This is a genomic window from Roseateles sp. FW305-36, assembly GCF_058787015.1.
Genome location: NZ_JBYSZK010000009.1, coordinates 59,774 through 81,924, shown reverse-complemented (window position 1 = coordinate 81,924; position 22,151 = coordinate 59,774). Strand labels below are relative to the sequence as shown.

The 22,151-nt window shown below is 67.9% G+C and carries 22 protein-coding genes; 10 read left to right on the top strand and 12 right to left on the bottom strand.

Going from position 1 to position 22,151, the window contains the following annotated elements:
• Nucleotides 1-173: 173 nt before the first annotated feature.
• From AC3WOE_RS17560 to AC3WOE_RS17525, 8 genes are all read right to left on the bottom strand, one after another.
• Nucleotides 174-740: a YceI family protein gene (locus AC3WOE_RS17560; protein ID WP_492692238.1), complete on the bottom strand. Its 567-nt coding sequence runs from the start codon at nucleotides 738-740 to the stop codon at nucleotides 174-176.
• A 44-nt stretch (nucleotides 741-784) separates the two neighbouring features.
• Nucleotides 785-1,318, bottom strand: coding sequence for a YceI family protein (locus AC3WOE_RS17555; protein ID WP_492692237.1), 534 nt, complete (start codon nucleotides 1,316-1,318; stop codon nucleotides 785-787).
• Nucleotides 1,319-1,330: 12 nt separating this feature from the next.
• Complete coding sequence (locus tag AC3WOE_RS17550; RefSeq protein WP_492692236.1) at nucleotides 1,331-1,867, bottom strand: cytochrome b; 537 nt, start codon at nucleotides 1,865-1,867, stop codon at nucleotides 1,331-1,333.
• A 102-nt stretch (nucleotides 1,868-1,969) separates the two neighbouring features.
• A complete protein-coding gene (locus tag AC3WOE_RS17545) occupies nucleotides 1,970-2,863 on the bottom strand; it encodes a DMT family transporter (RefSeq protein ID WP_492692235.1) in 894 nt (297 codons plus the stop codon).
• On the bottom strand, nucleotides 2,860-3,624 hold the full coding sequence (locus tag AC3WOE_RS17540) for a substrate-binding periplasmic protein (protein WP_492692234.1): 765 nt from the start codon (nucleotides 3,622-3,624) through the stop codon (nucleotides 2,860-2,862). Before AC3WOE_RS17540 ends, AC3WOE_RS17545 begins: the two co-directional genes overlap by 4 nt.
• A 44-nt stretch (nucleotides 3,625-3,668) precedes the next feature.
• Nucleotides 3,669-4,388 carry a site-2 protease family protein gene (locus AC3WOE_RS17535; protein WP_492692233.1) on the bottom strand — a complete coding sequence of 240 codons (720 nt, stop codon included), beginning with the start codon at nucleotides 4,386-4,388 and terminating at the stop codon, nucleotides 3,669-3,671.
• Nucleotides 4,388-5,266 (bottom strand): DUF2167 domain-containing protein, encoded by an 879-nt coding sequence (locus tag AC3WOE_RS17530; RefSeq protein WP_492692232.1) that lies wholly within the window; start codon nucleotides 5,264-5,266, stop codon nucleotides 4,388-4,390. The genes AC3WOE_RS17535 and AC3WOE_RS17530 overlap by 1 nt, the downstream gene beginning before the upstream one ends.
• 71 nt (nucleotides 5,267-5,337) lie before the next feature.
• Nucleotides 5,338-6,111, bottom strand: coding sequence for a substrate-binding periplasmic protein (locus AC3WOE_RS17525; RefSeq protein WP_492692230.1), 774 nt, complete (start codon nucleotides 6,109-6,111; stop codon nucleotides 5,338-5,340).
• A 93-nt stretch (nucleotides 6,112-6,204) separates the two neighbouring features.
• On the opposite strand from AC3WOE_RS17525, the gene AC3WOE_RS17520 reads away from it, so the two are divergent.
• A complete protein-coding gene (locus AC3WOE_RS17520; protein ID WP_492692228.1) occupies nucleotides 6,205-6,714 on the top strand; it encodes a DUF4440 domain-containing protein in 510 nt (169 codons plus the stop codon).
• A 55-nt stretch (nucleotides 6,715-6,769) separates the two neighbouring features.
• Here the strand turns inward: AC3WOE_RS17520 and AC3WOE_RS17515 are convergent, their stop codons facing one another.
• The gene (locus tag AC3WOE_RS17515; protein WP_492692227.1) at nucleotides 6,770-10,315 is read right to left on the bottom strand and encodes an indolepyruvate ferredoxin oxidoreductase family protein; all 3,546 of its coding nucleotides are present in this window, start codon (nucleotides 10,313-10,315) and stop codon (nucleotides 6,770-6,772) included.
• A 215-nt stretch (nucleotides 10,316-10,530) separates the two neighbouring features.
• On the opposite strand from AC3WOE_RS17515, the gene AC3WOE_RS17510 reads away from it, so the two are divergent.
• The 5 genes from AC3WOE_RS17510 (at nucleotide 10,531) to AC3WOE_RS17490 (ending at nucleotide 15,439) form a co-directional block, all read left to right on the top strand.
• Entirely contained in the window at nucleotides 10,531-11,028 is a 498-nt protein-coding gene (locus tag AC3WOE_RS17510) for an Lrp/AsnC family transcriptional regulator (RefSeq protein WP_492692226.1), read from the top strand.
• A 27-nt stretch (nucleotides 11,029-11,055) separates the two neighbouring features.
• Nucleotides 11,056-12,633: a GNAT family N-acetyltransferase gene (locus AC3WOE_RS17505; protein ID WP_492692225.1), complete on the top strand. Its 1,578-nt coding sequence runs from the start codon at nucleotides 11,056-11,058 to the stop codon at nucleotides 12,631-12,633.
• 78 nt (nucleotides 12,634-12,711) lie between these two features.
• The gene (locus AC3WOE_RS17500) at nucleotides 12,712-13,827 is read left to right on the top strand and encodes a GGDEF domain-containing protein (protein WP_492692224.1); all 1,116 of its coding nucleotides are present in this window, start codon (nucleotides 12,712-12,714) and stop codon (nucleotides 13,825-13,827) included.
• 78 nt (nucleotides 13,828-13,905) lie between these two features.
• Nucleotides 13,906-14,805, top strand: coding sequence for an EamA family transporter (locus AC3WOE_RS17495; RefSeq protein WP_492692222.1), 900 nt, complete (start codon nucleotides 13,906-13,908; stop codon nucleotides 14,803-14,805).
• 10 nt (nucleotides 14,806-14,815) lie between these two features.
• Complete coding sequence (locus AC3WOE_RS17490; RefSeq protein ID WP_492692220.1) at nucleotides 14,816-15,439, top strand: hypothetical protein; 624 nt, start codon at nucleotides 14,816-14,818, stop codon at nucleotides 15,437-15,439.
• On the opposite strand, the gene AC3WOE_RS17485 is transcribed toward AC3WOE_RS17490, so the two are convergent.
• The gene (locus AC3WOE_RS17485; RefSeq protein WP_492692219.1) at nucleotides 15,430-16,233 is read right to left on the bottom strand and encodes an isocitrate lyase/PEP mutase family protein; all 804 of its coding nucleotides are present in this window, start codon (nucleotides 16,231-16,233) and stop codon (nucleotides 15,430-15,432) included. The genes AC3WOE_RS17490 and AC3WOE_RS17485 overlap by 10 nt on opposite strands.
• A gap of 191 nt (nucleotides 16,234-16,424) precedes the next feature.
• Here AC3WOE_RS17485 and AC3WOE_RS17480 point away from each other — a divergent pair, with 191 nt between their 5' ends.
• From AC3WOE_RS17480 to AC3WOE_RS17465, 4 genes are all read left to right on the top strand, one after another.
• Nucleotides 16,425-16,793: a methylglyoxal synthase gene (locus tag AC3WOE_RS17480; protein WP_492692217.1), complete on the top strand. Its 369-nt coding sequence runs from the start codon at nucleotides 16,425-16,427 to the stop codon at nucleotides 16,791-16,793.
• A gap of 31 nt (nucleotides 16,794-16,824) precedes the next feature.
• Entirely contained in the window at nucleotides 16,825-18,924 is a 2,100-nt protein-coding gene (locus AC3WOE_RS17475; protein WP_492692216.1) for a putative bifunctional diguanylate cyclase/phosphodiesterase, read from the top strand.
• A gap of 68 nt (nucleotides 18,925-18,992) precedes the next feature.
• Nucleotides 18,993-19,157, top strand: coding sequence for a hypothetical protein (locus AC3WOE_RS17470; protein WP_439463957.1), 165 nt, complete (start codon nucleotides 18,993-18,995; stop codon nucleotides 19,155-19,157).
• Between the two features lie 84 nt (nucleotides 19,158-19,241).
• The gene (locus AC3WOE_RS17465; RefSeq protein WP_492692215.1) at nucleotides 19,242-20,942 is read left to right on the top strand and encodes an NAD(P)/FAD-dependent oxidoreductase; all 1,701 of its coding nucleotides are present in this window, start codon (nucleotides 19,242-19,244) and stop codon (nucleotides 20,940-20,942) included.
• Between the two features lie 212 nt (nucleotides 20,943-21,154).
• On the opposite strand, the gene AC3WOE_RS17460 is transcribed toward AC3WOE_RS17465, so the two are convergent.
• Entirely contained in the window at nucleotides 21,155-21,415 is a 261-nt protein-coding gene (locus tag AC3WOE_RS17460; protein ID WP_492692213.1) for a DUF7661 family protein, read from the bottom strand.
• Nucleotides 21,416-21,433: 18 nt separating this feature from the next.
• The gene (locus AC3WOE_RS17455) at nucleotides 21,434-22,018 is read right to left on the bottom strand and encodes a hypothetical protein (protein WP_492692212.1); all 585 of its coding nucleotides are present in this window, start codon (nucleotides 22,016-22,018) and stop codon (nucleotides 21,434-21,436) included.
• Between the last annotated feature and the right edge of the window lie 133 nt (nucleotides 22,019-22,151).

Below are 22,151 nucleotides of genomic sequence, written 5' to 3'. Positions count from 1 at the left end.
GGCGGCGTGGGGTCGAAGCGACACGCCGGCCCGACCGGGTGACGAACTGCATGGGGGCGCGACAGTCCGCGCGGCCGGGCGTGACAGGGCTGTGACCGCCCTGGCAATACTTCACGGATCGCCCAGCAAAAAGCCCGCCAAAGGGCGGGCTCGGAAGGGAAGGCGCGGCCAGCTTACTGCTTGACGGCTTCGATCTGGATGACGATGCGGACGCTGTCGGGGATGCCCGGCAGGCCGTAGTTGACGCCCCACTGGCTGCGCTGGATGGTGCCCTCGAAGTCACCACCGCAGACTTCGCGCTTGAGCATGGGGTTCTCGTAGCAGTTGAAGTTGTTGGCCGTCAGCGTGACCGGGTTGGTCTTGCCGCGCAGGGTCAGCTCGCCGGTGACGCTGGCCAGCTTGTCGCCGTTGAAGCTGAACTTGTCGCCGACGAACTTGGCCGTCGGGAACTGCTCGGCGGCGAAGAAGTCGTTGCTCTTCAGGTGGCGGTCGAAGCCCGGCACGCCGCTCGAGATGGAGTTCATGTCGAGGGTGACCTCGACCTTGCCGGTCTTGGCGGCCTTGTCCAGCGTGACGGTGCCTTCCTTCTTGTCCCAGCGACCGCGGTTGGTGCTGGTGCCGAAGTGCTTGGCCTCGAAGAACACGGTGGTGTGGGTCGGGTCGATGGCGTAGGTGGCGCTCTGGGCCTGGGCGGCGCCAATGGCGGCGAGCAGGGCGGTGAGCAGCAGGGCTTTCTTCATCGTGAAGGTCTCCGGGGGGGTGAAGAGGAAGGGAGGAAAAGAGGTTACAGGCCAGCGAAAGACAACTTGAACTTGACGGTCACATCGTTGGCCACCATGGAGGTGTCGGCCCATTCGCCGTCACCGATCTTGAAGTCCAGGCGCTTGATGCCGACGCTGCCGGCAGCCACGCCCTGGGCCAGGGTGATGGGCACGACGACGTCATGCGCGGCGCCCTTGATGGTCAGCTTGCCGGCGACGTCGTACTTGCCCGGGCCGGTGGCCTTGATGCTGCTGGACACAAATGTGGCCTTGCCGTTGCGCTTGGTGTCGAACCAGGGCGAGCCGGCCAGTTCCTTGTCGAAGGCCGGGTCGCCCAGGGACACGCTGCCCAGATCCACCGTGAAGGCGATCTTGCCGGCTTCGGGCTTCTTGGCGTCGAAGTCCAGCTGGGCTTCGAACTTCTTGAACTTGCCGTCGACCGGCACGCCCATCTGCTTGAAGGTGAAGCCGAGGTCGCTCTTCTCGGGCTGCAGCGTGGCGGCCTGGGCGGCCAGGGCGCTGGTGGCGATCAGCAGGGCGGAAAACAGGCTTTTCATGGGAATCCTTGTTCAGGCGCGGCCGACACCCATGCGGGCAAGCAGGCCGTCGCGGTCAATGAATTGGTGCTTGAGGGCGGCGGCCAGATGGCCGGCGACGAGCAGGCCCAGGCCATAGGCGGCGAAGTGGTGAACCAGCTTCAGCGTCTCGGCGAGTTCCTTGTCCTTGCCCACGAAGTCGGGCAGAGGCAGCACGCCGAACCAGACGATGGGGAAGCCGGCCGCCGAGCTGTAGGCCCAGCCGGTCAGCGGCACGGCGAAGAAGAACAGATAGAGCAGGCTGTGCGTCAGATGGGCGGCGCGCAACTGCCAGGCCGGCATGGGGATGTCGACCGGCGGGCGGTGGGTCAGGCGCCACAGCAGGCGCAGGGCCGACAAGGCCAGGATGGTGACACCGGCCCATTTGTGCCAGTTGTAGAGCTTGAGCCGCGCCGGCGAGAACGGCAGGCCGGTCATGTACAGGCCCACGCCGAAGGCGCCGATGATGGCCAGCGCGAGCAACCAGTGCAGGGCGATGGCGACAGGGGTGTAACGGGTGGGGCTCGTCATGGGCATGCAGTGTGTTCCTCGCTGACCGGGCTTCGGTTCATGGCCCTTGTCGCCAATGTTCAGCGATTTTGAACACGCCAGCCCCTCAGGGGTCAATCCTGTTCAGCGCGAGCCTGGTTTCAGTCCCACCAGGAAGACCCCGACCATCACCAGCGCCGTGCCGAGCACGATCCAGGCATTCATGGGCTCGCCGAGGATGAAGACGCCCATCAGGATGGTGCTCATGGGGCCCACCATGCCGACCTGGGACGACAGCGGCGCGCCGATGCGGGCGATGGCCAGCATCACCATCAGCACCGGCGCCACGGTGCAGGCCGTGGAGTTCAGCAGCGACAGCCACATCACCGGCTCGGGCACGGCGAAAGCGGCCAGTGGCTTGAGCACGAGGAATTGCGCGATGCACAGCACGCAGGCCACGCTGCTGGCCAGGCCTGCCAGGCGCATCGAGCCCAGGCGCTGCACCACCTTGCCCGACAGCGCCAGATAGATGGCATAGCTGATGGCGCTGGCGAACACCAGGGCCGCACCGATGGCCGTGCTCCTGCCTTCGAAGCTCAGCTCGTGCGCGAACACTGCCACGACGCCGGCATAGCTGATGGCCAGCGCGATGACCTGGCGTGCCTGCAATTTGTGATGAAAGAACACCACCGACAGCAGCAGCACCAAGGTCGGGTTCAGATACAGGATGAGGCGCTCCAGGCTGGCCGAGATATAGGCTAGGCCGGCGAAGTCCAGATAGCTGGCCAGGTAGTAGCCGGTGAAGCCCAGCACGGCGATGTCGCGCCAATCCTGCCGGGTCAGTGCCGGCTTGCCCCGCCCCGCCCACCCCGCCATGGCGAGGAACATGGGCAGGGCCAGCAGCATGCGCCACATCAGCAGCGTGACCGCGTCAACGCCGTAGCGGTAGGCCAGCTTGACGATGATGGCCTTGCCGGAAAAGCCGATGGCGCCCAGCACCGCCAGCAGCAGGCCGGGCCAGAGTGCCTTTGAATTCATAGCAGTCCGTAGGCTGCGCGCAGCCGCGCTGCCATGCCGTTGAGCTCGAGGGCGCGCATGGCCATGACGACGCGCGCCAAGCGCTCCGGCGCCAGTCCGGGCGCGTGGGCCAGCAGTTGGGCGTCGGCATGGAAGGCGGTCGGCAGGATGCGCACGCGTGCCTGCAGGCCCTCGGCCTCGATGACGTGGCGCAGCGTGGCGTCGGCCTGGTAGAAGAAGCGGCCGCGGCCGCCGAGCAGCTTGCGCAGGTTCTGTGCGTTGTCGGCGGCACCGGCGTCGACGATGAGGCCGGGCTGCTCAGCCAGGAAGCTCACATAGCCGGTGCCACGCGTCGCCAGCACGACGCCCTGGGCACCAAGGGCACGGATGTCGTCGAAGCTGCGCACGTCGATGCGGTCGTCGGCGCGCACGGCCACCTGGTGGCGGATGTTGTAGAGGGGCGGCGTGTCGATGAAGCGAAAGCGCGCCGCGCGCTCGCGGGTCTTGAGCAGGCCGAAGAAGAGGTCGATGCGCTCAGCCGCCAGGTCGCTCTCGATGCGCATCAAGGGCATGGCCTCGTCCAGGCCGCTGAACTGCAGGCCGGGATCGACGCGCTGCAGGGCGCGCACATAGTCGACGCAGAAGCCCTGGGGGCCGTCGCCACCGGCATTGAACTTCAGCGTCATGCCGGCCTGGGCGATGGTGCGCAGCAGGTCGTCGGCCACGGCCGCACCAACGGCGAGGGCCAGTGCGCTGGCGATCAGGGGGCGGCGGCGGATCATGGCGCGCGCAGTCTAGGGCCCGCACCCTGCGTGCGCCGCGAAGCTCAACCCCGTGTGGCGGCAAGCATCTCGTGCACATCGTGGCACATGACGGCGAGGTAGGCGGCCAGCACAAGGTAGTAGGTCGCGTATTCCCACTTCACCGCGGCGGGCACGGCGTAATAGGTCTGGGCCTCGACGCTGTCGCTGCGGTGCTTCCAGGCCTTGACGAGCTGGGGCCAGGCCAGCACGGCCATCAGGATCAGCATGGGGCTGGGTCGCCAGAAGAACAGCGCCACCAGGGCCGGCGCGCCCAGCAGCCAGATGCGCGGCGACAGCACGGCCGTGATGCGGCCGCCATCGAAGGGCGAGATGGGGATCAGGTTGAACAGGTTCAGGAAGAAGCCGCTGTAGGACACGGCCAGCAGCCAGTCGGCGCCCCATGAGCGCGCCATCAGATAGGTGATGGTCGCGCCCACCGTGCCCAGCATGGGGCCGGCGAGGCCGACGAAGGCCTCCGTCTGCGCATCGTGCGGCATGTCCTTTAGCTCGACCCAGGCACCGACGAAGGGAATGAAGGTCGGCGCGCCGACATTCAGGCCCTTGTAGCGCGCGGCGACGAAATGGCCCATCTCGTGCACGAAGAGCAGCGCGATGAAGCCGGCCGCGTAGCGCCAGCCATAGATCCAGGCGTAGATGACCAGCGAGACCAGCATGGTCCCGCCGGTGGTCAGCAGCTTGCCGAACTTGGCGCCCGACAGCAGCAATGCAAGCAGCTTGAGCATCAGGCCGTCTTGTCGCGCTTGAAGAACTTGGTGATGGCCGCGCCGAAGCCGACGACAGCGATGAAGATGATCTTCGCGAACTTGGCGACGAAGGCGAAGATGACGGCCAGCAGGCCCAGCTTCTTGGCGCCGACGCCGACAACCAGGGCCGCCAGGCCGTACTCGGCGACATGGTCGGTGGAGGAATCGAAGTCCTCGTAGCGCTTGCCCTTGTCGAACTCCAGCGCGCCCAGCAGGGCCTTGGCATCGGGCTTCTGGGCCGGCAGGTCCTTCAGGTCGGTGATGAAGTTCAGGCTCAGATAGCCCTCGCGGCCCAGGGCATAGGTGTTGTAGTTGACGCCCAGGTTGGCGTCGGCCGGCGCACCCTTTTCCTTGGAGCTCATGGCCCAGACCAGGCGGTGCTGGGTCGCTTCATAGGCCGGCGGCTCGGCCCAGCCGGTGATCTCGAGGGCCGCCACGCCCATCTTCTTGCGCTCCTCGTTGCTGGCCTCGGTGCCTTCCTTGTAGCTGGACAGCAGCTCGTCGGCCTTCCACTCCTTGGCGTCGCCGTCCTTCACATAGCCGGAGGCGATGTAGCGCAGCGTGGCGAACCATTCGCCCTCGCCCTTGGGGAAGATCAGCCCGGCCAGTTCGGTGTGCTGGCCCGGGTTGCCCATCGCCGTCAGCAGCTTGCCGGCCTGGGGCTGGGGGATGAAGACGCGGTCGGCCGGCAGATGCAGCGTGGCCTGGCCGGCAATCGCGACGTCGGCGGGGCCGGCCTTGGCGACGGCCTTGGCCTCGGTCCAGGCCGGGTTCTCGGCCGGCGCGTCGGCGGCATGGGCCAGGCCGGCGCAAAGGCAAAGGGCGGCCAGCAGGCCGCGCAGCGTGGTGGTCTTCATCTTTTCTCCCTGTCGAAAGCTTCGCAGTCTAGGCAAACCCGAAGAAGACGATTTTCAGGGAATGCCAGCGCTCAACGCAGGCCGTAAGCCATGCGCAGCCGGGCAGCGGCCCCGTTGGCCTCCAGCGCGCGCATCGCGGCCAGGATGCGCGCCAGGCGTTCGGCGGCCAGGGCCGGCGCATGGGCCAGCAGCAGATCCTGGCGGCGGAAGACAGTGGGCAGGATGCGGACCTGGGCCTGCAGCCCATTGGCCTGGATGGCGCGGCGCAGCGACGATTCGGAGTCGTAGAGGAAGCGCGACCGGCCGCCGATGAGCTTGCGCAGGTTCTGGTCGATGCTGGTCGCGCCGTCGTCGACGTTGAGCCCGAGTTGATCGCGCAGCAAGTTGGCATAGCCACTGCCTCGCGTGGCCAGGATGACACGGCTGCCGACCGTCGCCTTCAGTTCGTCGATGCTGCGCACCTGGTCGGCCTGGGTGTCCGAGGCCAGCACGGCCACCTGGTGGTGGATGGTGTAGATGCGTGGGCTGTCGGCAAAGCGGTACATGGCCTCGCGCTCCGGCGTCTTCAGCATGCCGAAGAAGACCTCGACGCGGCCCGAGGCCAGCTCCTGCTCGATGCGCAGCGTCGGCAGCATTTCGTCCAGGCCGCTGAAGCTCAGCCCGGTGTCGACCTGGACCAGGGCCTGGATGTATTCGATGCAAAAGCCGGGCTGTCCCTCGCCGCCCACATTGAACTTGTGGGGGAAGCCCGCCTGGGCGGCAGAACGCAACTGCAGGGGTTCGGCGCGGACGGCCGGCAACTCGCCGAACAGCAGACCCAGAGGCGAGACATGACGTCGGCGCATGGCAGCCACTGTAGGCGGGCGCCGCCCCGTCGCCAAGCGCCGGGCCTCGACGCGGAGCTGCACAATCGGCGCCACAAGACAGGGGAGTTCGACATGGCAATGATCGACAGGTTGCGCCGGCCGCTCGCTATCGCGGTCGCCCTGCTGCTGGTGCTGGCAACCAGTGGCTGCTCGACGGGACCCAAGGTGAGCGTGTCGCCGCCGCTGCGCTGCGATGCGCCCGACAGCGGTTGCGTCAACGATCTGATGCTGGCGCTGGAGGACTGGAAGGATGCCTACAACGCCCGCGACCCGCGCCGGCTGCAGCAGCTCTATGCGCCGGGTGCCCTGATCACCGACGACGAGTACACGGCCGTGCCGCTGGATGGCGTGGCGCTGCCGGTGTTCTTCGACCAGATGGCACAGCGGCCCACGGCCCGCATGCGCTGGATGATCGGCAACCTGCAGTTCTTCGGCGACACGGCGGTGCGCTCGGGCGAATACGAGTTCACCGAGCAGGTCGGTGGTGAAACGAAGGAAAGACCGGCCCGCTACAGCTTCGCCTACCAACGCATCGAGGGCCGCTGGCTGATCGTGCTGCAGCACTCGACATTGAGGCCCTGAATGAACAAAGCCCCGCGGGACGAACCAGCGGGGCTTCACAAGGGCGTGAGCGCGATCAGACCTTGGCGATCAGCGCATCCCACTTGGCCTTGGCGGCCTTCTCGTGGCGGGCCTTCACATGGCCGTAGCCGCGGATGTCTTCCGGCACGCGGGCCAGCTCGACGGCAGTGGCGAGTGACTCGGCCGTCAAGCCGGCCAAGGCCTTGTCGACACCGGCGCGGTAGTCGCCAATCCAGCGGCGCTCCATCTTGCGCTCCTCGGTGTGCCCGAAGATGTCGAAGGCCGTGCCGCGCAGGCCCTTCAGCTTGGCCAGCAGGCCGAAGGCCGGACGCACCCAGCCACCGAAGGGGCGCTTGACCAGCTCGCCCTTGTCGTTGGTCTTGGCCAGCAGCGGCGGCGCGAGGTGGTGCACCAGTTTGTAGTCGCCCTCGAACATGCCGGCGATCTTGTTCGTGAACGCGGCGTCGGTGTGCAGGCGGGCGACCTCGTACTCGTCCTTGTAGGCCATCAGCTTGAACAGATAGCGGGCGACGGCTTCGGTCAGCGTGGTCTTGCTGCCCAGCTTGGCTTCGGCAGCGCGCACCTTGTCGACGAAGGCCTTGTACTCGGCCGCATAGGCGGCGTTCTGGTAGCCGGTCAGGAAGTCGACGCGCTTGGCGACGATCTCGTCGACGCTCTGGCGCTTGACCAGCTGGATGACGGCCTGGGCCGCATACAGCGACTGCACGCTCTTCAGGTCATGCGCGCAGCGGCGGCCCCATTCGAAGGCGATCTTGTTGTTGTCGATCTGCACGCCGTTGAGTTCGATGGCGCGCATCAGCGCGTCATAGCTCAGCGGGATGCGGCCCTGCTGCCAGGCATAGCCCAGCATCAGCGGGTTGGTATAGAGCGAATCGCCCACCAGCTTGACGGCCACTTCCTCGGCGTCGAAAGAGCCCAGGTGATCGCGGCCCACCGCATTGCCCACGGCCTGTTCGCAGGCCGCGCCCGGGAAGCTCCAGTTGGCGTCGTTGACCAGCGTCGCCGTCGGCGAGCCGTGCGTGTTCAGCGCCACATAGGTGCGGCCTTCACGCATGACGGCCAGCGTCGCCTTGTTGGCGGCGACGATGGCATCGCAGGCGATGACGAGATCGGCCTCCGCCGTGCCCACCTTGGTACAGAAGATGGCCTCGGGCGTGTTGGCGATCTGGATATGACTCCAGGTTGCGCCGCCCTTCTGGGCCAGGCCCGCGGCGTCTTGCGTGATGACGCCCTTGCCTTCCAGGTGGGCGGCCATGCCCAGCAGCTGGCCGATGGTGATGACCCCCGTGCCCCCCACGCCACCGACGACGATGCCCCAGGCCTCTTCGGCATTCGGAATGACCGGCAGGGGCAATGCGGGCAGCGCCGCATCAAACGGACTCTTGCGCGATTCCTTCTTCGGCTTGCGCAGCTCGCCACCTTCAACGGTGACGAAGCTGGGACAAAAACCCTTCACGCAGGAGTAGTCCTTGTTGCAGGTGTTCTGGTTGATCTGGCGCTTGCGACCGAAGTCGGTCTCCAGCGGTTCGACCGACAGGCAGTTGGACTGCACGGAGCAGTCGCCGCAGCCCTCGCAGACCAGCTCGTTGATGACGACGCGCTTGGCCGGGTCGACCATCTTGCCGCGCTTGCGGCGGCGACGCTTTTCAGTCGCGCAGGTCTGGTCGTAGATGATGGCCGTCGTGCCTTCGATCTCGCGGAACTGGCGCTGGATGCTGTCCAGTTCGTCGCGGTGGTGCACGGTGACGCCCGGCGCCAGGGCCACGCCCTCGTACTTGGCCGGCTCGTCGGTGACGATGACCAGCTTCTTGACGCCTTCCGAGATCACGCTGTTCATGATCTGGATGACGGTGTGGCCCTCGGGGCGCTCGCCCACGGTCTGGCCACCGGTCATCGCAACGGCGTCGTTGTAGAGGATCTTGTAGGTGATGTTGACGCCCGAGGCGATGCTCTGGCGGATGGCGAGGCTGCCGCTGTGGAAGTAGGTGCCGTCACCGAGGTTGGAGAAGATGTGCTTCTCGTTGGTGAAGGGCGCCTGGCCCGTCCAGGGCACGCCCTCGCCGCCCATCTGCGTGAAGGTGGCCGTGTTGCGACCGGGCATCCAGGTCACCATGTAGTGGCAGCCGATGCCGCCGACGGCGCGCGAGCCTTCCGGCACGCGGGTGCTGGTGTTGTGCGGGCAGCCCGAGCAGAACCAGGGCGTGCGGTCGGCGCCACCGGCCGTCTGGGTCTCGGCCTTCAGTGCGTTTTCCTTGGCGTCGATGATGGCCAGTCGGGCGTCCAGGCGCGACACGATGTCGCTGTCCACGCCCAGCTTCTTCAGGCGCTTGGCGATGGCGCGGGCAATGATGGCCGGCGTCAGGTCGGCCTGGGGACGCAGCAGCCAGTGGTCGCTGGGGTTGGGCACGCTCCACTCGCCGCCCTCGCCGCTGTCGCCGGCGTCGAACTTGCCAAGCACATTCGGGCGCACGTCGGCGCGCCAGTTGTAGAGCTCTTCCTTGACCTGGTATTCAATGATCTGGCGCTTCTCTTCGACGACCAGGATCTCCTGCAGACCCTTGGCGAACTCGCGCGCCACCTGCGCCTCCAGCGGCCACACCACGTTGACCTTGTGCAGCCGGATGCCGATGCGGCGGCAGGTGTCTTCGTCCAGGCCGAGGTCGTGCAGGGCCTGGCGGGTGTCGTTGAAGGCCTTGCCGCTGGTGATGATGCCGAAGCGGTCGTTCTTGCCTTCGATGACGTTGTAGTTGAGGCGGTTGGCGCGGATGTAGGCCAGGGCCGCGTACCACTTGTAGTTCATCATCCGCGACTCTTGCTCGAGCGGCGGATCGGGCCAGCGGATGTGCAGGCCACCGGCCGGCATCTGGAAGTCCTCCGGCATGATGATGTTGACGCGGTCGGGATCGACGCTGACGCTGGCCGACGACTCGACGATCTCCTGGATGGTCTTCATGCCGGCCCACAGGCCCGAGAAACGGCTCATCGCAAAGGCGTGCAGGCCCATGTCGAGGATGTCCTGCACGCTGCTCGGGAAGAAGGTCGGAAAGCCGACGGCCTTGAAGACGTGGTCGCTCTGGTGAGCCGCCGTCGAGCTCTTGGCGATGTGGTCGTCGCCGGCGATGGCGATGACGCCGCCGTGCTTGGACGTGCCAGCCATGTTGGCGTGCTTGAAGACGTCGATGCAGCGGTCTACACCCGGGCCCTTGCCGTACCAGAGGCCGAAGACGCCATCGAACTTGGCCTTCTCGGGGAAGAGGTCCAGCTGCTGCGTGCCCCACACGGCCGTCGCGCCGAGTTCCTCGTTGACGCCCGGCTGGAAGACGATGTTCTGCTTGGCCAGATGCTTCTTGGCCGCCCACAGCGCCTGGTCATAAGTGCCCAGCGGCGAGCCGCGGTAGCCGCTGATGAAGCCGGCGGTGTTCAGGCCGGCCATCGCGTCGCGCGTGCGTTGCAGCATGGGCAGGCGCACCAGGGCCTGCACGCCGCTCATGAAGGCACGGCCACTGTCTAGGGCGTACTTGTCGTCGAGCGAGACGGTCTGTAGCGCCTTCAGGATGTGTTCGGGCAGCGGGGCGTTCATCGGTGGGAGCTCCTGGATGGCGACCCGTTCGACCTGCCCTTGTGAGGCGGCCGCGCGGGCCATGGGCCAGTATGGCCGGACCGGGCAGTGTAGGGAAATGGTCGCGAGGAGTGCTTTCTCATTTACGCTTGAAATCGAGTCGAATGGCAATTTCCTTTCTCGAGGATGCAAAATTCGTTTGAATTGCATCGCCACTTCGCCGATCAGGGCAAACCATGAGCACCGAAGAAGCCACCCCGGAAGCACTGGACCGCCATCACATCGCCATCCTGGCCGAGCTGCAACGCGACGCCCGCCTGTCCAACGCCGAGCTGGCCCAGCGCATCGGCCTGTCGGCCGCCCCGACCTGGCGGCGCGTCAAGTGGCTGGAGGACCAGGGCTATATCACCGGCTACCGCGCCGAGATCGACAGGCGCAAGCTGGGCCTCGGGGTGCTGGCCTTCGTGCGCGTGGACGCCGAGCGCAGTGCCGGTGCCGCCACCAAGCCGCTGGAAGACGCCATCCGGCGGCTGCCCGAGGTCATCGCCTGCCACTACATCTCGGGCGCCGGCACCTTCGAGCTGCAGGTCATGGCCACCGACCTCGATGCCTTCTCGCGCTTCTCCATCGACACGCTGTTGAATCTGCCCAATGTGAAGGACATCCACACCAGCTTCTCGCTGGGCGAGGTCAAGGCCAGCGGCGTGCTGCCGCTGGGCCACCTCGGCGGGTAGAAAGGGCAACAGCGCCAGAATCGACGCATGGGCCTGATCTACAAGATTGCCAGCGACGCCGCCGAATTCGAGGCGATCCACCAGCTCAACTACCGCACCTTCGTCGAGGAGATCCCGCAGCATCCGCCCAACCCGCTGCGGCGCCTGGTGGACCGCTTCCACGACGAGAACACCTACGCGATTGCGCTGGAGGGCGACGAGCTCGTCGGCATGATCGCCGGCCGCGCGCGGCGGCCCTTCTCGCTGGACGGCAAGCTGTCCGACCTGGACGCCTACCTGCCCGAGCACCAGCGCGCCATGGAAGTGCGACTGCTGGCCGTGGCACCGGACTGGCGCAAGGCCGGCGTGTTCGCGCGGCTGGCGGGCGTGCTGGGCCGCGAGTTCCGTGACCAGGGCTGCGACCTGGCGTTGATCTCGGGCACGACGCGCGAACTCAAGCTCTATGCCCATCTCGGCTTCCAGCCCTTCGGCCCGCGCGTGGGCAGCGGCGAGGCCGTCTACCAACCGATGTGGCTGCGCCTGCCCGACTATGCCGAGCGCGTCGCCCATCTGGAGCTGAGCGCCGGCGAGGAGGCGGCCTGCTTCCTGCCCGGGCCGGTGCCGCTGTCACCTGCCGTGCGCCGGGCCTGGAGCGGCGAGCCGGTGTCGCACCGCTCCATCGAACACAGGCGGCGCGTCGAACGCATTGCCGAGCGCCTTCGGCAGATGACCGGTTGCGCCGGCGCCCTGCTGCTGCCCGGCGGCGGCACCTTGGCGAACGATGCCGTTGCCGGGCAGATCCGCCAGCGCGGCCGCACCGGCCTGGTCATCAGCAACGGCGAATTCGGTGAACGCCTGGCCGACCATGCGCGGCGCTGGCAGCTGCCCCACCAGACCCTGTCCCTGCCCTGGGGCGAAGCCATCGACGAACAGCGCCTCGTCGCCACCCTGGCCGAACAGCGGCCGGCCTGGGTGTGGACCACCGTCTGCGAAACCTCGACGGGCGCGCGCAACGCCCCGGAGATGCTGAGCAAGGCCTGCGCTGAAGTCGGCGCGGCCCTCTGCCTGGACGCCGTCAGCGCGCTGGGTTTGCAGGAACTGGACCTGCACGGCGTCTGGCTGGCCAGCAGCGTCAGCGGCAAGGCCCTCGGTAGCCATCCCGGCCTGGCCCTGGTGCTGCACGACGGCGATCTGGCTTCGGGCGCCACGCTGCCGGCGGCCTTGGACCTGGGTGCCATCTCGCGGGCCGGCGGCGTGGCGTCCACGCAAAGTTCCAATGCGGTGGCCGCGCTGGAGGCGGCCTTGACCCTGGACTGGCCGGCGCATTGGCAGGCCACCCGCGAGGCGGACAGCCAGTTGCGCGACGCCTTCCGGGCCATGGGCCTGCCCGCCCTGGTGGCGCCATCGCAGGCCCAGCCCGGCGTCATCACGCTGGCCCTTCCGCCCGGCATCGATGCGCAGCGCCTGGGCCAGCGCCTGGGCCGCCTCGGTTGCCGCATCGCCCACCAGAGCGCCTACCTGCGCGAGCGCAACTGGGTGCAGGTCTGCCTGATGGGCGCCTGGCGGTCCGCGGCCGTGGAGGTGCTGCCCGCGCTGCTGCGGCGCTGTGCCGGCTTGACGGACTAGCGTGAACAAGCACCGCCCCGGCTCGACAAGGAGCAAGGCCTGACCCACCGCAGCGGAGCTGCCGGTTAGGCTTGCGGCATGGCGCTGTCGCACCTTCGTCGGCTGGTCGACCTGTGGCTGGGCGTCGAGCCCGCCCAGCGCCTGCGCCTGCGCCAGACCTCGCTCGCCATGGCGTTGATGGGCCTGTGCGTCCCCATGCTGCATTACGCCGTCAGCGTCGCTCACGCAGAGCATGGCCTGCTGCTGTGGACCTGGACGGCCGTGTCGCTCGCCGGCATGGCGCTGATCTACGCGGCCATCCGCAGCGGCTGGTCGCTGCGCTTCGCCGACCCCTCGCTGACCCGGCTGCAGATCGGCTTCGCCATCGCCGCCGCGGCCTTCGGCTACGCCCAGGCCGGCCCGCTGCGTGGCGCCGTCTTCCCGGTGCTGACGCTGATCCTGATGTTCGGCATGTTCCAGCTGCGGGCCCGCGGCGCCTATGCCCTGGGCCTGTTCGCGCTGACGCTGTTCGGCCTCGTCATGGCCTTCATGGCGGGCCATCGGCCTGCTGACTATCCGCCCGCGATCGAGATCGGCCATTTCCTGATGCTGGCCATCATGCTGCCCGCCGTCGCCGTGCTGACGGCGCGACTGAGCCGCATCCGCCGCCGCCTGTCCCTGCAACGCGAGGAACTGGCACGCGCCCTGGCCCAACTGCAGGCCATCGCCACGCGCGACGAACTGACCGGCCTGCCCAACCGCCGCCAGATGCAGGCCCTGATGGACCAGGAGCTGCTGCGTTCGCTGCGCCATGGTCACGACTTCTGCATCGCCGTCGTCGACCTCGACCACTTCAAGCGCGTCAACGACGAGTACGGGCATGCGGCCGGCGACGCCGTGCTGCGCGCCTTCGCCCAGGCCGGCCAGGCGGCCCTGCGCGCGACCGACGTGCTGGCGCGCTGGGGCGGCGAGGAGTTCGTCGTGCTGCTGCCTGACACGGCCATGCCGCCGGCCCTGGGCGGCATGGAGAGGCTGCGCCAGCAGATCGAGGCCCTGTCCATCGACATCGGCGGCGATCGCACGCTGTCGATCACCGTCTCCATCGGCCTGACCGGCCATCACCGCGGCGAGGCCCTGGCCGACACGCTGGCACGCGCCGACCAGCGCCTCTACCAGGCCAAGGCTGCGGGACGCAACCGCATCGGCATCGACTGACGCTGGTCAGCGCGCAGCGCGCAAACCAGGAATCCCATGTGGATGATGGCAGTCGGCCGTTCTGCCTAGACTGCCGCCATGCAAGCCGCCCTGCCCCTGCGCCATTTCCTGCTCGCCCTGGCCGTCGTCGCGATCTGGGGCAGCAACTTCGTCGTCATCAAATACGCCCTGCACACGCTGCCGCCGATGACACTGGCCGCGCTGCGCTTCGGCTTCGCCTTCGTGCCGGCCTGCTTCTTCCTGCGCCGGCCGCAAGTGGACTGGCGCAACCTCGGCGGCTATGGCGTGCTGATCGGCGTGGGCCAGTTCGGCCTGCTGTATCTCGCCATGCGCAGCCAGATCTCGCCGGGCCTGGCCTCGCTGGTGGTGCAGACGCAGGTCTTCTTCACGCTGCTGCTGGCCGTCAGCCTGCGCGGCGAACGCGTGGCGGCGACGACCTGGCTGGGCCTGGCCCTGGCAGCGGGCGGCGTCATCGTCATCGCCTCGCACACCGACGGGACGACGACTGCTCTGGGCCTGGCCATGGTGCTGGCGGCCGCGCTGTCCTGGGCCTGCGCCAACCTGCTGACCCAGCGCGCCGGCCGCATCGACATGCTGGCCTATGTGGTCTGGAGCAGCGCCTTCGCGGTGCCGCCGCTGATGGTGCTGGCCCTGCTGGTCGACGGGCCCGACCAGGTCACGGCGGGCCTTGCCGCGTCGGGCGTCGGCACCTGGGCCGCGGTGCTGTGGCAGTCGATCGGCAATACGCTGTTCGGCTATGGCGTCTGGAGCTGGCTGCTGGCCCGCCACCCGGCCGGCCGCATCGTGCCCATGGCCCTGCTGGTGCCGGTGTTCGGCATGGGCTCGGCCAGCCTGCTGCTGGGCGAAGCGCTGCCGGGCTGGAAGCTGATCGCCGCGGCCCTGGTGATGGCCGGTCTGGCGATCAACCTGTTCGGACCGCGGCTTTTGCCGGCCAGCCCCAAGGCCGCACGGGAATAAGCTGGTGCGCATGAAGCGCCGTGCCGTCCTGTTGACCTTGTGGCCGCTGGCGGCCGTGGCCGCGCCACCGGCCGTCACTTTCGTGGTCGAGCTGCGCTGGGTGGACAGCAATCTGCCGCCCGCCGCCCAGGCCGGCGTGCGCGACGGCGCCGTCGTCGTGGGCACGGCCGGCTCGGTGTCGCCACGCGGGCCCGGCGTGGTCACCTCGACCGCGCAGCCCCTGCCGCAGACGGTCCAGCGCCTGCTGGTGCAGAACGGCCAGCGCACCGCCCAGCGGCTGACGACGCGCGAACCTCTGCAATGGGTGGACGCCGTCGTCCAGCTCGACCCGACCACCCGCACGCCGCAGCGTGTCTATGCCAGCCCGCGCAGCGGTGAACGCCGCACGACACAGAGCTTTGCCGTGAAACCCAGCTGGCCTGGCGGCAAGGCGCTGGTTCATGTCGAGTTCGACATCGACATGGACGACCAGGCCCTCCAGTCGACCCTGGACCTGCCGCTGGAGCGTTGGCAGACCGTGGCCCGCAGCGGCGGCGCCACGACGCAGCCCGCCCCCCGCGGCACCGTCAGCAGCCGCGACGCGGCCGGCCAGCCGGAGCGCGAGCTGCAGTTGCGGGTCTCGATTCAGCCTTGAGGCTGGTTGGCGGCGTTCAGGGCGCCGTTGATCTGCGGATAGGGCGTCGCGCCTTCGAACAGCTCGTTGCCGGCGCCTTCGGCCAGGAAACCCGCCGCGGCCCGCTGAGCCCGGCCCCAGGCCGCCTCGGCAATCGCGCTGCCCGCGCTGATGCGGCGCACGCCCAGGCGTTGCAGTTCCTCCAGGCCGGGCAGGGTCGGCCGGGCCATCACGTTCAGCGGCAGGGGCTGGCCGCCCACCAGGGCCTGGATGTCGGCCACGACCGTCACACCGGCCGCGAACAGGCCATCGGCGCCGGCGGCGGCGTAGTCACGCGCCCGCAGCAGCACCTCCTCGACCGCCCGGCCGGGCGCCAGGTTCTTCAGCCAGACATCGCAACGGGCATTGATGAAGATGTCGAGGCCGGCCCGGGCCGCCGCCGTCTTGATGGCTTCGATCTTGCGGCACAGCAGGGCGGGCGCACCGGTGCCATCCTCCAGGTTGATGCCGACCACGCCGGCCGCGGCGAACTTCATGATGTTGTCGGCCACGGTCGTGGGGTCATCGCTGTAGCCGGCCTCGCTGTCGGCGGACAGCGGCACGCGGGCGACGCGGGTGATGCGGCGCAGGGCGTCGGCATGCTCGTCGACGGGCAGCTGGTTGCCGTCGGGGTAGCCCAGGGCCCAGGCCAGGCCGGCGCTGGTGGTGGCCAGGGCGGGCACGCCCTGTGCCTGCACCAGGACGGCACTGCCGGCGTCCCAGACATTGGCGATCTTCAGGAGCCCGGGGCCCTGGTGGAGCTGGCGGAAGTTCATGAGGTTCAGGCGGTTGGCGAGTTGGAGAGGCGATGCTGCCCGGGGGCGCTGCCAGGCCGTGGCAGCAGGGCGACGGCGGGTACGTCGAGTAACAGCCGCTGCCAGTGTCGCAATGTGCCAAGTCTTGCGCGTTTATGTTCACGTCTTGCGTGTAACGTCAATCCTTTGCAGAACTCATCGCCTTTCAGCCCATGAAGCTTGCCCTGATCGCCCACGACGGCAAGAAGGACGCCATGCTCGCCCTGGCCGGAGACTTCCTGCCGCTGCTGCGCCGTTGCCAGCTGATGGCCACCGGCACGACGGGCACGCGGCTGACCGCCACCCATGGCCTGACCATCGAGCGCATGCTGAGCGGCCCGATGGGCGGCGACCTGCAGATCGGTGCCCGCCTGGCGGTGGGCGACCTGGACGGGGTCATCTTCCTGCGCGATCCGATGACGCCCCAGCCGCACGAACCCGACATCAACGCCCTGGTGCGCGCCTGCGACGTCCACGACGTGCCCTGCGCCACCAATGTGGCGACGGCGCGCCTGCTGCTGACGCGCTGGAGCGCCGAATGACCCCACGGGAGCCGGCCCAGGGATGAGCGGCATGCAGCGGCCCCTCAGCAGGCTGTCGCGGCGGCTGCGCATCCGCACCCGCCTGGGCCTGGCCTTCGGCCTGCTGCTGTTGTTGCTGATGGGCCTGGCGGCCCTGTCGGTGTATCGCCTGACCGGGCTCTCGGAGGCGCTGAACCGCATCGTCGACGACCAGGCCGTCATCCGCGACTCGGTCAACGAGATCAACCGCAACGCCGAAGCCGTGGCGCGCAAGCTGCTGGTGCTGATGAGCCCCGACGCCGAGCTGCGCGTGTCCGCCTATCCCGAGATCAATGCCGCCAACAACCGGCTGGACGATGCCATGCAGCGCCTGGCCATGGTGCTGCCTTCCGGCCCGCGCACCGAGCGCCTGTCCGAGGTGCGCCAGCGCCTGGCCGACTACCGCGCCAGCTACGTCGACGTGCGCGGCCTCATCGAGCGTGACGACTTCCAGGCCGCGCGCGCCCTGCTGGGCAGTGACACCGAGTCGGCCCTGTCCTTGTTCGTCAGCGCCATCCACCAGCTGGCCGCCAGCGAGGAGCGTGCCGGCACGGCCCAGGCCCGCGAGCTGCGCGACCAGATCGATGCCGACCGCACCGGCGTGCTGGCCATCTGCATAGGCGCCCTCATTGCCGGCGCCCTGCTGGCCGTCGGCGTCACGCGTTCCATCATCAACCCCCTCAAGCGCGCCGAGGACGGTGCCGAGCTGATCGCCCAAGGCCAGTACGGCCACCGCATCGAGGTCGACTCGGCCGACGAGGTCGGCCACATGGCCACGGCGATGAACACCATGGCCGAGGCCGTGGGCCAGCGCGAGGCCGAGCTGCGCCGCCTCGCCGACGTCGACCTGCTGACCGGCCTGCCCCAGCGCGCCCGCTTCATCGCCGACGGCGACCGCCTGCTGGCCAGCCTGCCCGAGCGCGAGCAGCAGGCCGTGCTGATCTGCATCGACGTGGACCGCCTCAAGGCCGTCAACAGCGTGCTCGGCTTCGACGCCGGCGACGCCCTGCTGCGCGGTGCCGCCGCCAAGCTGGAGGGCCTGTTCGAGGGCGTGGCCGCCTATGGCCGCCTGGCCGGTGGCACCTTCGCCGCCCTGGCCCCGGTGTCCAAGCTGGACCACGGCGCGGCACTGGCCGCCCAGCTGCGCGAGGAGGTCGAGCACAAGCTGAACTGGCAGGGCCAGTCCCTGGACCTGTCGGTGTCACTGGGCGTTGCCCACTGGCCGGAACACGCGGCCGACACCGAGGCCCTGCTGCGCCGCGCCGAGCAGGCCATGTTCGAGGCCAAGCGCCTGCGCCAGGACGTCGCCGTCTTCAACCCCAGTGCCGAAGCCGCGCGCGCCCTGCATCTGAGCCTGCTGTCCGACCTGGCCACCGCCATCCAGCAGGACCAGCTGCGCCAGTTCCTGCAGCCCAAGCGCTGCCTGAAAACTGGCCGCATCACCGGCGCCGAGGCCCTGGTGCGCTGGCAGCATCCGCAGCGCGGCTGGCTGCCGCCGGGCGATTTCGTGCCCTTTGCCGAGCGCAGCGGCCGCATCCGCCAGATCACCGACTGGATGCTGGCGCGCGCCGTGCGCACCTTGGCCGCCTGGGAGGTCGAGGGCCGCCCGCCCATGAGCATCGCCGTCAACATCTCGACCCTGGACATCCAGGACCAGACCCTGCCCGCCCGCCTGGCTGCCCTGCTGGCCGAATACCGCGTCGACCCCAGCCAGCTGCAGCTGGAAGTGACCGAAACCGGCCTGATGTCCAGCGGCACCGACCCCATCGCCGTGCTGAACGCGCTGAAGGCCTGGGGCGTCAGCCTGGCCATCGACGACTTCGGCACGGGTCAGTCGTCGCTGGCCTATCTGCAACACCTGCCGGTGGACGAGCTCAAGATCGACCGCAGCTTCGTGCAGGACGTCAACGGCGACCCGCGCCGCCAGGCCCTGCTGAAATCCATCGTCGGCGTCGGCCAGGGCCTGGGCCTGACCGTGACGGCCGAGGGCGTCGAGAACCAGGCCGAGCTCGACTGCATCGCCGCCTGCGGCTGTGATTTGATCCAGGGTTATCTGCTGGCCAAGCCCATGGATCTGCCCGACTTCCAGGCCTGGTTGGGCCGGACAGGCTAAAATCCGCGCTTTTCGACGCTGTATTGGCGATTCGCCCCTGCTGTGGGCTTTTGTGTTTAGGAGCCATCATGGGCAACAAGATCGTTACCGAAGCCGACCGCAAGGCTTCTCCCCGTCCCGCCGCCCCCAAGGGCGTGACCTTCACGGCCGGCAAGGGCCAGCTGCGCAGCCTGGAGCGCGGTTCGCACACCCGTTCCAAGAAGAACCCGGGCAAGCGCCCCCATTCGGGTTGATCATCGGGCCCTGCGCCTGAAGATCCCCTCAACAGGCCCTGCGGGGCCTGTTTGTTTTTGTCGGCTAGAAACTGACCAGACACCATGATCCGCATCAACGAACTCCGCCTGCCGCTCAACCATACCGAGGACGCACTGCGCCCGGCCGTGCTGGCCCGGCTCAAGCTCTCGGACGCCGAACTGGCCGGCCTCCACATCGCCCGCCGCGGCTACGACGCGCGCAAGCGCAGCGACATCCAGCTGGTCTACACGCTGGACTGCACGCTGGCCGAGGGCGTCGACGAAGCCGCCGTGCTGGCCCGCTTTGCCGGCGACCACCAGATCCGCCCCACGCCCGACACCGGTTATCACTTCCTGGCGCAGGTTGGCGAGTACACCGGCCCGCGCCCCGTCGTCGTCGGCTTCGGCCCCTGCGGCCTGTTCGCCGCCCTGATCCTGGCCCAGATGGGCCTGCGCCCCATCGTGCTCGAACGCGGCAAGGCGGTGCGCGAGCGCACGCAGGACACCTGGGGCCTGTGGCGCGAGCAGAAGCTGCACCCCGAGAGCAATGTGCAGTTCGGTGAAGGCGGCGCCGGCACCTTCTCCGACGGCAAGCTCTACAGCCAGATCTCCGACCCGCGCCACCTGACGCGCAAGGTGCTGACCGAGTTCGTCAAGGCCGGCGCGCCCGAAGAGATCCTCTTCGTCAGCAAGCCCCATATCGGCACCTTCCGCCTGGTCAGCATGATCATCAAGATGCGGGCCGACATCGAGGCCCTGGGCGGCGAGATCCGCTTCCAGCAGAAGATGACCGACCTGCTGATCGAGGACGGTGCGGTGCGCGGCGTGCAACTCGAATCGGGCGAACAGATCAGCACCACCCACGTCGTCATCGCCCTGGGCCACAGCGCCCGCGACACCTTCAAGATGCTGCACGAGCGCGGTGTGCAGATGGAGGCCAAGCCCTTCTCCATCGGCTACCGCATCGAGCATCCGCAAAGCCTCATCGACGCGGCCCGCTTCGGGGCGGCGGCCGGCAACGAGATCCTCGGCGCGGCCGACTACAAGCTGGTCCATCACGCCAAGAACGGCCGCTCGGTCTACAGCTTCTGCATGTGCCCCGGCGGCACCGTGGTGGCCGCGACGAGCGAGGAAAACCGCGTCGTCACCAACGGCATGAGCCAGTACTCGCGCAACGAGCGCAATGCCAATGCCGGCATCGTCGTCGGCCTGACGCCCGAGGACTACCGCCAGGACGGCAAGCGCGACGGCAGCCCGGTGAACCCGCTGGACGGCATGGCCTTCCAGCGCATCTGGGAAAGCCGCGCCTACGAGCTGGGCGGCGGCGGTTATCTGGCGCCGGGCTCGCTGGTGGGCGACTTCATCAAGCGCCAGGTCAGCAAGGAATTCGGCGACGTGGCACCGAGCTACAAGCCGGGCGTCACGCTGACCAATCTGCAAGAGAAGGGCCGCGGCTCACTGCCGACCTACGCGCTGGAAGCCATCCGCGAAGCCCTGCCCGCCTTCGCCCGCCAGATCCGCGGCTTCGATAGGCCCGATGCGGTGCTGACCGGCGTGGAGACGCGCACGTCCTCACCGCTGCGCATCAACCGTGGGCGCGACTACCAGAGCGTCAATGTGCGCGGCCTGTTCCCGGCCGGTGAAGGCGCCGGCTATGCGGGCGGCATCATGAGCGCGGGCGTCGACGGCATCGAGGTGGCCGAGGCACTTGCCGCCGATTTGCTCGGCATGCCGGACGCGCCGGTGCTGCAGGGCAAGGGGGCGAAGGCGGGCGGGCAGGTTTGACGCCTGCCTCTTGCTAAGGGCGCTTCCTGCGTCGCCAGAGCCAGGCCACTGCTTGGAACGGTGCCAGGGCGACCAGCGCCAGGAGAGGGCCGGCAAAGTAGCCGGCCACGGCGCCCGCGCCCACCGCCACGACGCCGGGTGTTACGCCATAGGGTGACGCCCACTGGTAGCCCAGCGCTGCGCCTACGGGAACGCAGACGATGGTCGCCAGCTCAAAGATGTTCATGTTCACCCGGCGTGCCCGTGCCGCCATCGCGGTCGACCCGATGGATGCCACCCTTCTTGTAGGCAGCCTGCTCGTGGAACAGGTCGAACAAGAACTGCTCCAGTTCCTCGCCCGCCACGAACTCCGGGATGACGAAACCGGCCGGTGCACGCTTGCCGTCGTTGCCGACGTAAAGCACCGTCCATTGCTCGCCGCGGCGTTCGATGTCGAAGAGGCGTCCGAAGACGTTGAAGCGCTGAACAGCCATTTACCAGTTCGGCACTTCCTAGCGCCAAGCGTATGGGTTGAGCATATTCACCCCTTCCAGGGCGCTACGGTCAGTCTCGCTTGCATTCAAAAAAACCAGTATGGCAAATGCGTCCCGAAAGAACACCAAGGCCACAGACATCTTCCCCGTATCACTCACGGCCCAGCGGTAGAAGAACTGATCCTGGAGGTTCGTGTTGGCGCGTCGAAGAGTTGGAAAGTTGACCAGGAGCTCTGCGAGCTCCGTCGGAATTTCGTCGTTACTGATTTGGAGATTTGAGTACCAACGAACCGCAATGTCGGCGTTCGGCGGAGCAATCGTATTTGCGTGTCTGTAGTGCAGTGCACACGCAAGTTTCCTACCGAAGTTGGCAATAGCGGAATTTACAAGCGGGCCTTTGACCGACAAAAGAGGAAGGTCACGTAAGAGTTGCCCAGGACTCGGGCGAACGTCGTATTTGCGGCCCGCCTCACGAAGCTGAGAAGTGGAAGGCCTCATCTCATGAAAGATAGCTGGGAGGTTGTTCGCAACAGCCTGAATACGTTCCTGCACAAGCGACATCATTTCTGGGTCAGCGCTGGTGGCAGTGAGAAGCGAAAGCATCGCCACTACTTGTTCGTCAAGCGCTGTGGCTCGATTGCACCTGCTGCAAGCGGGAAACTCAAATCCTTCTGGCCAACGCCGATCTTTGAACAGAACACGAGAAGGCACATGGTCAATCTCCTCGCTCGCCGTG

What these genes read in the sequence shown, in the direction of transcription:
- AC3WOE_RS17495 (WP_492692222.1), top strand. Translation starts at nt 13,906, where the DNA reads ATGCAAGCCGCCCTGCCCCTGCGCCATTTCCTGCTCGCCCTGGCCGTC.
- AC3WOE_RS17535 (WP_492692233.1), bottom strand. Translation starts at nt 4,388, where the DNA reads ATGCTCAAGCTGCTTGCATTGCTGCTGTCGGGCGCCAAGTTCGGCAAG.
- AC3WOE_RS17560 (WP_492692238.1), bottom strand. Translation starts at nt 740, where the DNA reads ATGAAGAAAGCCCTGCTGCTCACCGCCCTGCTCGCCGCCATTGGCGCC.
- AC3WOE_RS17480 (WP_492692217.1), top strand. Translation starts at nt 16,425, where the DNA reads ATGAAGCTTGCCCTGATCGCCCACGACGGCAAGAAGGACGCCATGCTC.
- AC3WOE_RS17515 (WP_492692227.1), bottom strand. Translation starts at nt 10,315, where the DNA reads ATGAACGCCCCGCTGCCCGAACACATCCTGAAGGCGCTACAGACCGTC.
- AC3WOE_RS17490 (WP_492692220.1), top strand. Translation starts at nt 14,816, where the DNA reads ATGAAGCGCCGTGCCGTCCTGTTGACCTTGTGGCCGCTGGCGGCCGTG.
- AC3WOE_RS17505 (WP_492692225.1), top strand. Translation starts at nt 11,056, where the DNA reads ATGGGCCTGATCTACAAGATTGCCAGCGACGCCGCCGAATTCGAGGCG.
- AC3WOE_RS17520 (WP_492692228.1), top strand. Translation starts at nt 6,205, where the DNA reads ATGGCAATGATCGACAGGTTGCGCCGGCCGCTCGCTATCGCGGTCGCC.
- AC3WOE_RS17540 (WP_492692234.1), bottom strand. Translation starts at nt 3,624, where the DNA reads ATGATCCGCCGCCGCCCCCTGATCGCCAGCGCACTGGCCCTCGCCGTT.
- AC3WOE_RS17555 (WP_492692237.1), bottom strand. Translation starts at nt 1,318, where the DNA reads ATGAAAAGCCTGTTTTCCGCCCTGCTGATCGCCACCAGCGCCCTGGCC.
- AC3WOE_RS17510 (WP_492692226.1), top strand. Translation starts at nt 10,531, where the DNA reads ATGAGCACCGAAGAAGCCACCCCGGAAGCACTGGACCGCCATCACATC.
- AC3WOE_RS17470 (WP_439463957.1), top strand. Translation starts at nt 18,993, where the DNA reads ATGGGCAACAAGATCGTTACCGAAGCCGACCGCAAGGCTTCTCCCCGT.
- AC3WOE_RS17545 (WP_492692235.1), bottom strand. Translation starts at nt 2,863, where the DNA reads ATGAATTCAAAGGCACTCTGGCCCGGCCTGCTGCTGGCGGTGCTGGGC.
- AC3WOE_RS17530 (WP_492692232.1), bottom strand. Translation starts at nt 5,266, where the DNA reads ATGAAGACCACCACGCTGCGCGGCCTGCTGGCCGCCCTTTGCCTTTGC.
- AC3WOE_RS17460 (WP_492692213.1), bottom strand. Translation starts at nt 21,415, where the DNA reads ATGGCTGTTCAGCGCTTCAACGTCTTCGGACGCCTCTTCGACATCGAA.
- AC3WOE_RS17550 (WP_492692236.1), bottom strand. Translation starts at nt 1,867, where the DNA reads ATGACGAGCCCCACCCGTTACACCCCTGTCGCCATCGCCCTGCACTGG.
- AC3WOE_RS17500 (WP_492692224.1), top strand. Translation starts at nt 12,712, where the DNA reads ATGGCGCTGTCGCACCTTCGTCGGCTGGTCGACCTGTGGCTGGGCGTC.
- AC3WOE_RS17465 (WP_492692215.1), top strand. Translation starts at nt 19,242, where the DNA reads ATGATCCGCATCAACGAACTCCGCCTGCCGCTCAACCATACCGAGGAC.
- AC3WOE_RS17475 (WP_492692216.1), top strand. Translation starts at nt 16,825, where the DNA reads ATGCAGCGGCCCCTCAGCAGGCTGTCGCGGCGGCTGCGCATCCGCACC.
- AC3WOE_RS17525 (WP_492692230.1), bottom strand. Translation starts at nt 6,111, where the DNA reads ATGCGCCGACGTCATGTCTCGCCTCTGGGTCTGCTGTTCGGCGAGTTG.
- AC3WOE_RS17485 (WP_492692219.1), bottom strand. Translation starts at nt 16,233, where the DNA reads ATGAACTTCCGCCAGCTCCACCAGGGCCCCGGGCTCCTGAAGATCGCC.
- AC3WOE_RS17455 (WP_492692212.1), bottom strand. Translation starts at nt 22,018, where the DNA reads ATGCTTTCGCTTCTCACTGCCACCAGCGCTGACCCAGAAATGATGTCG.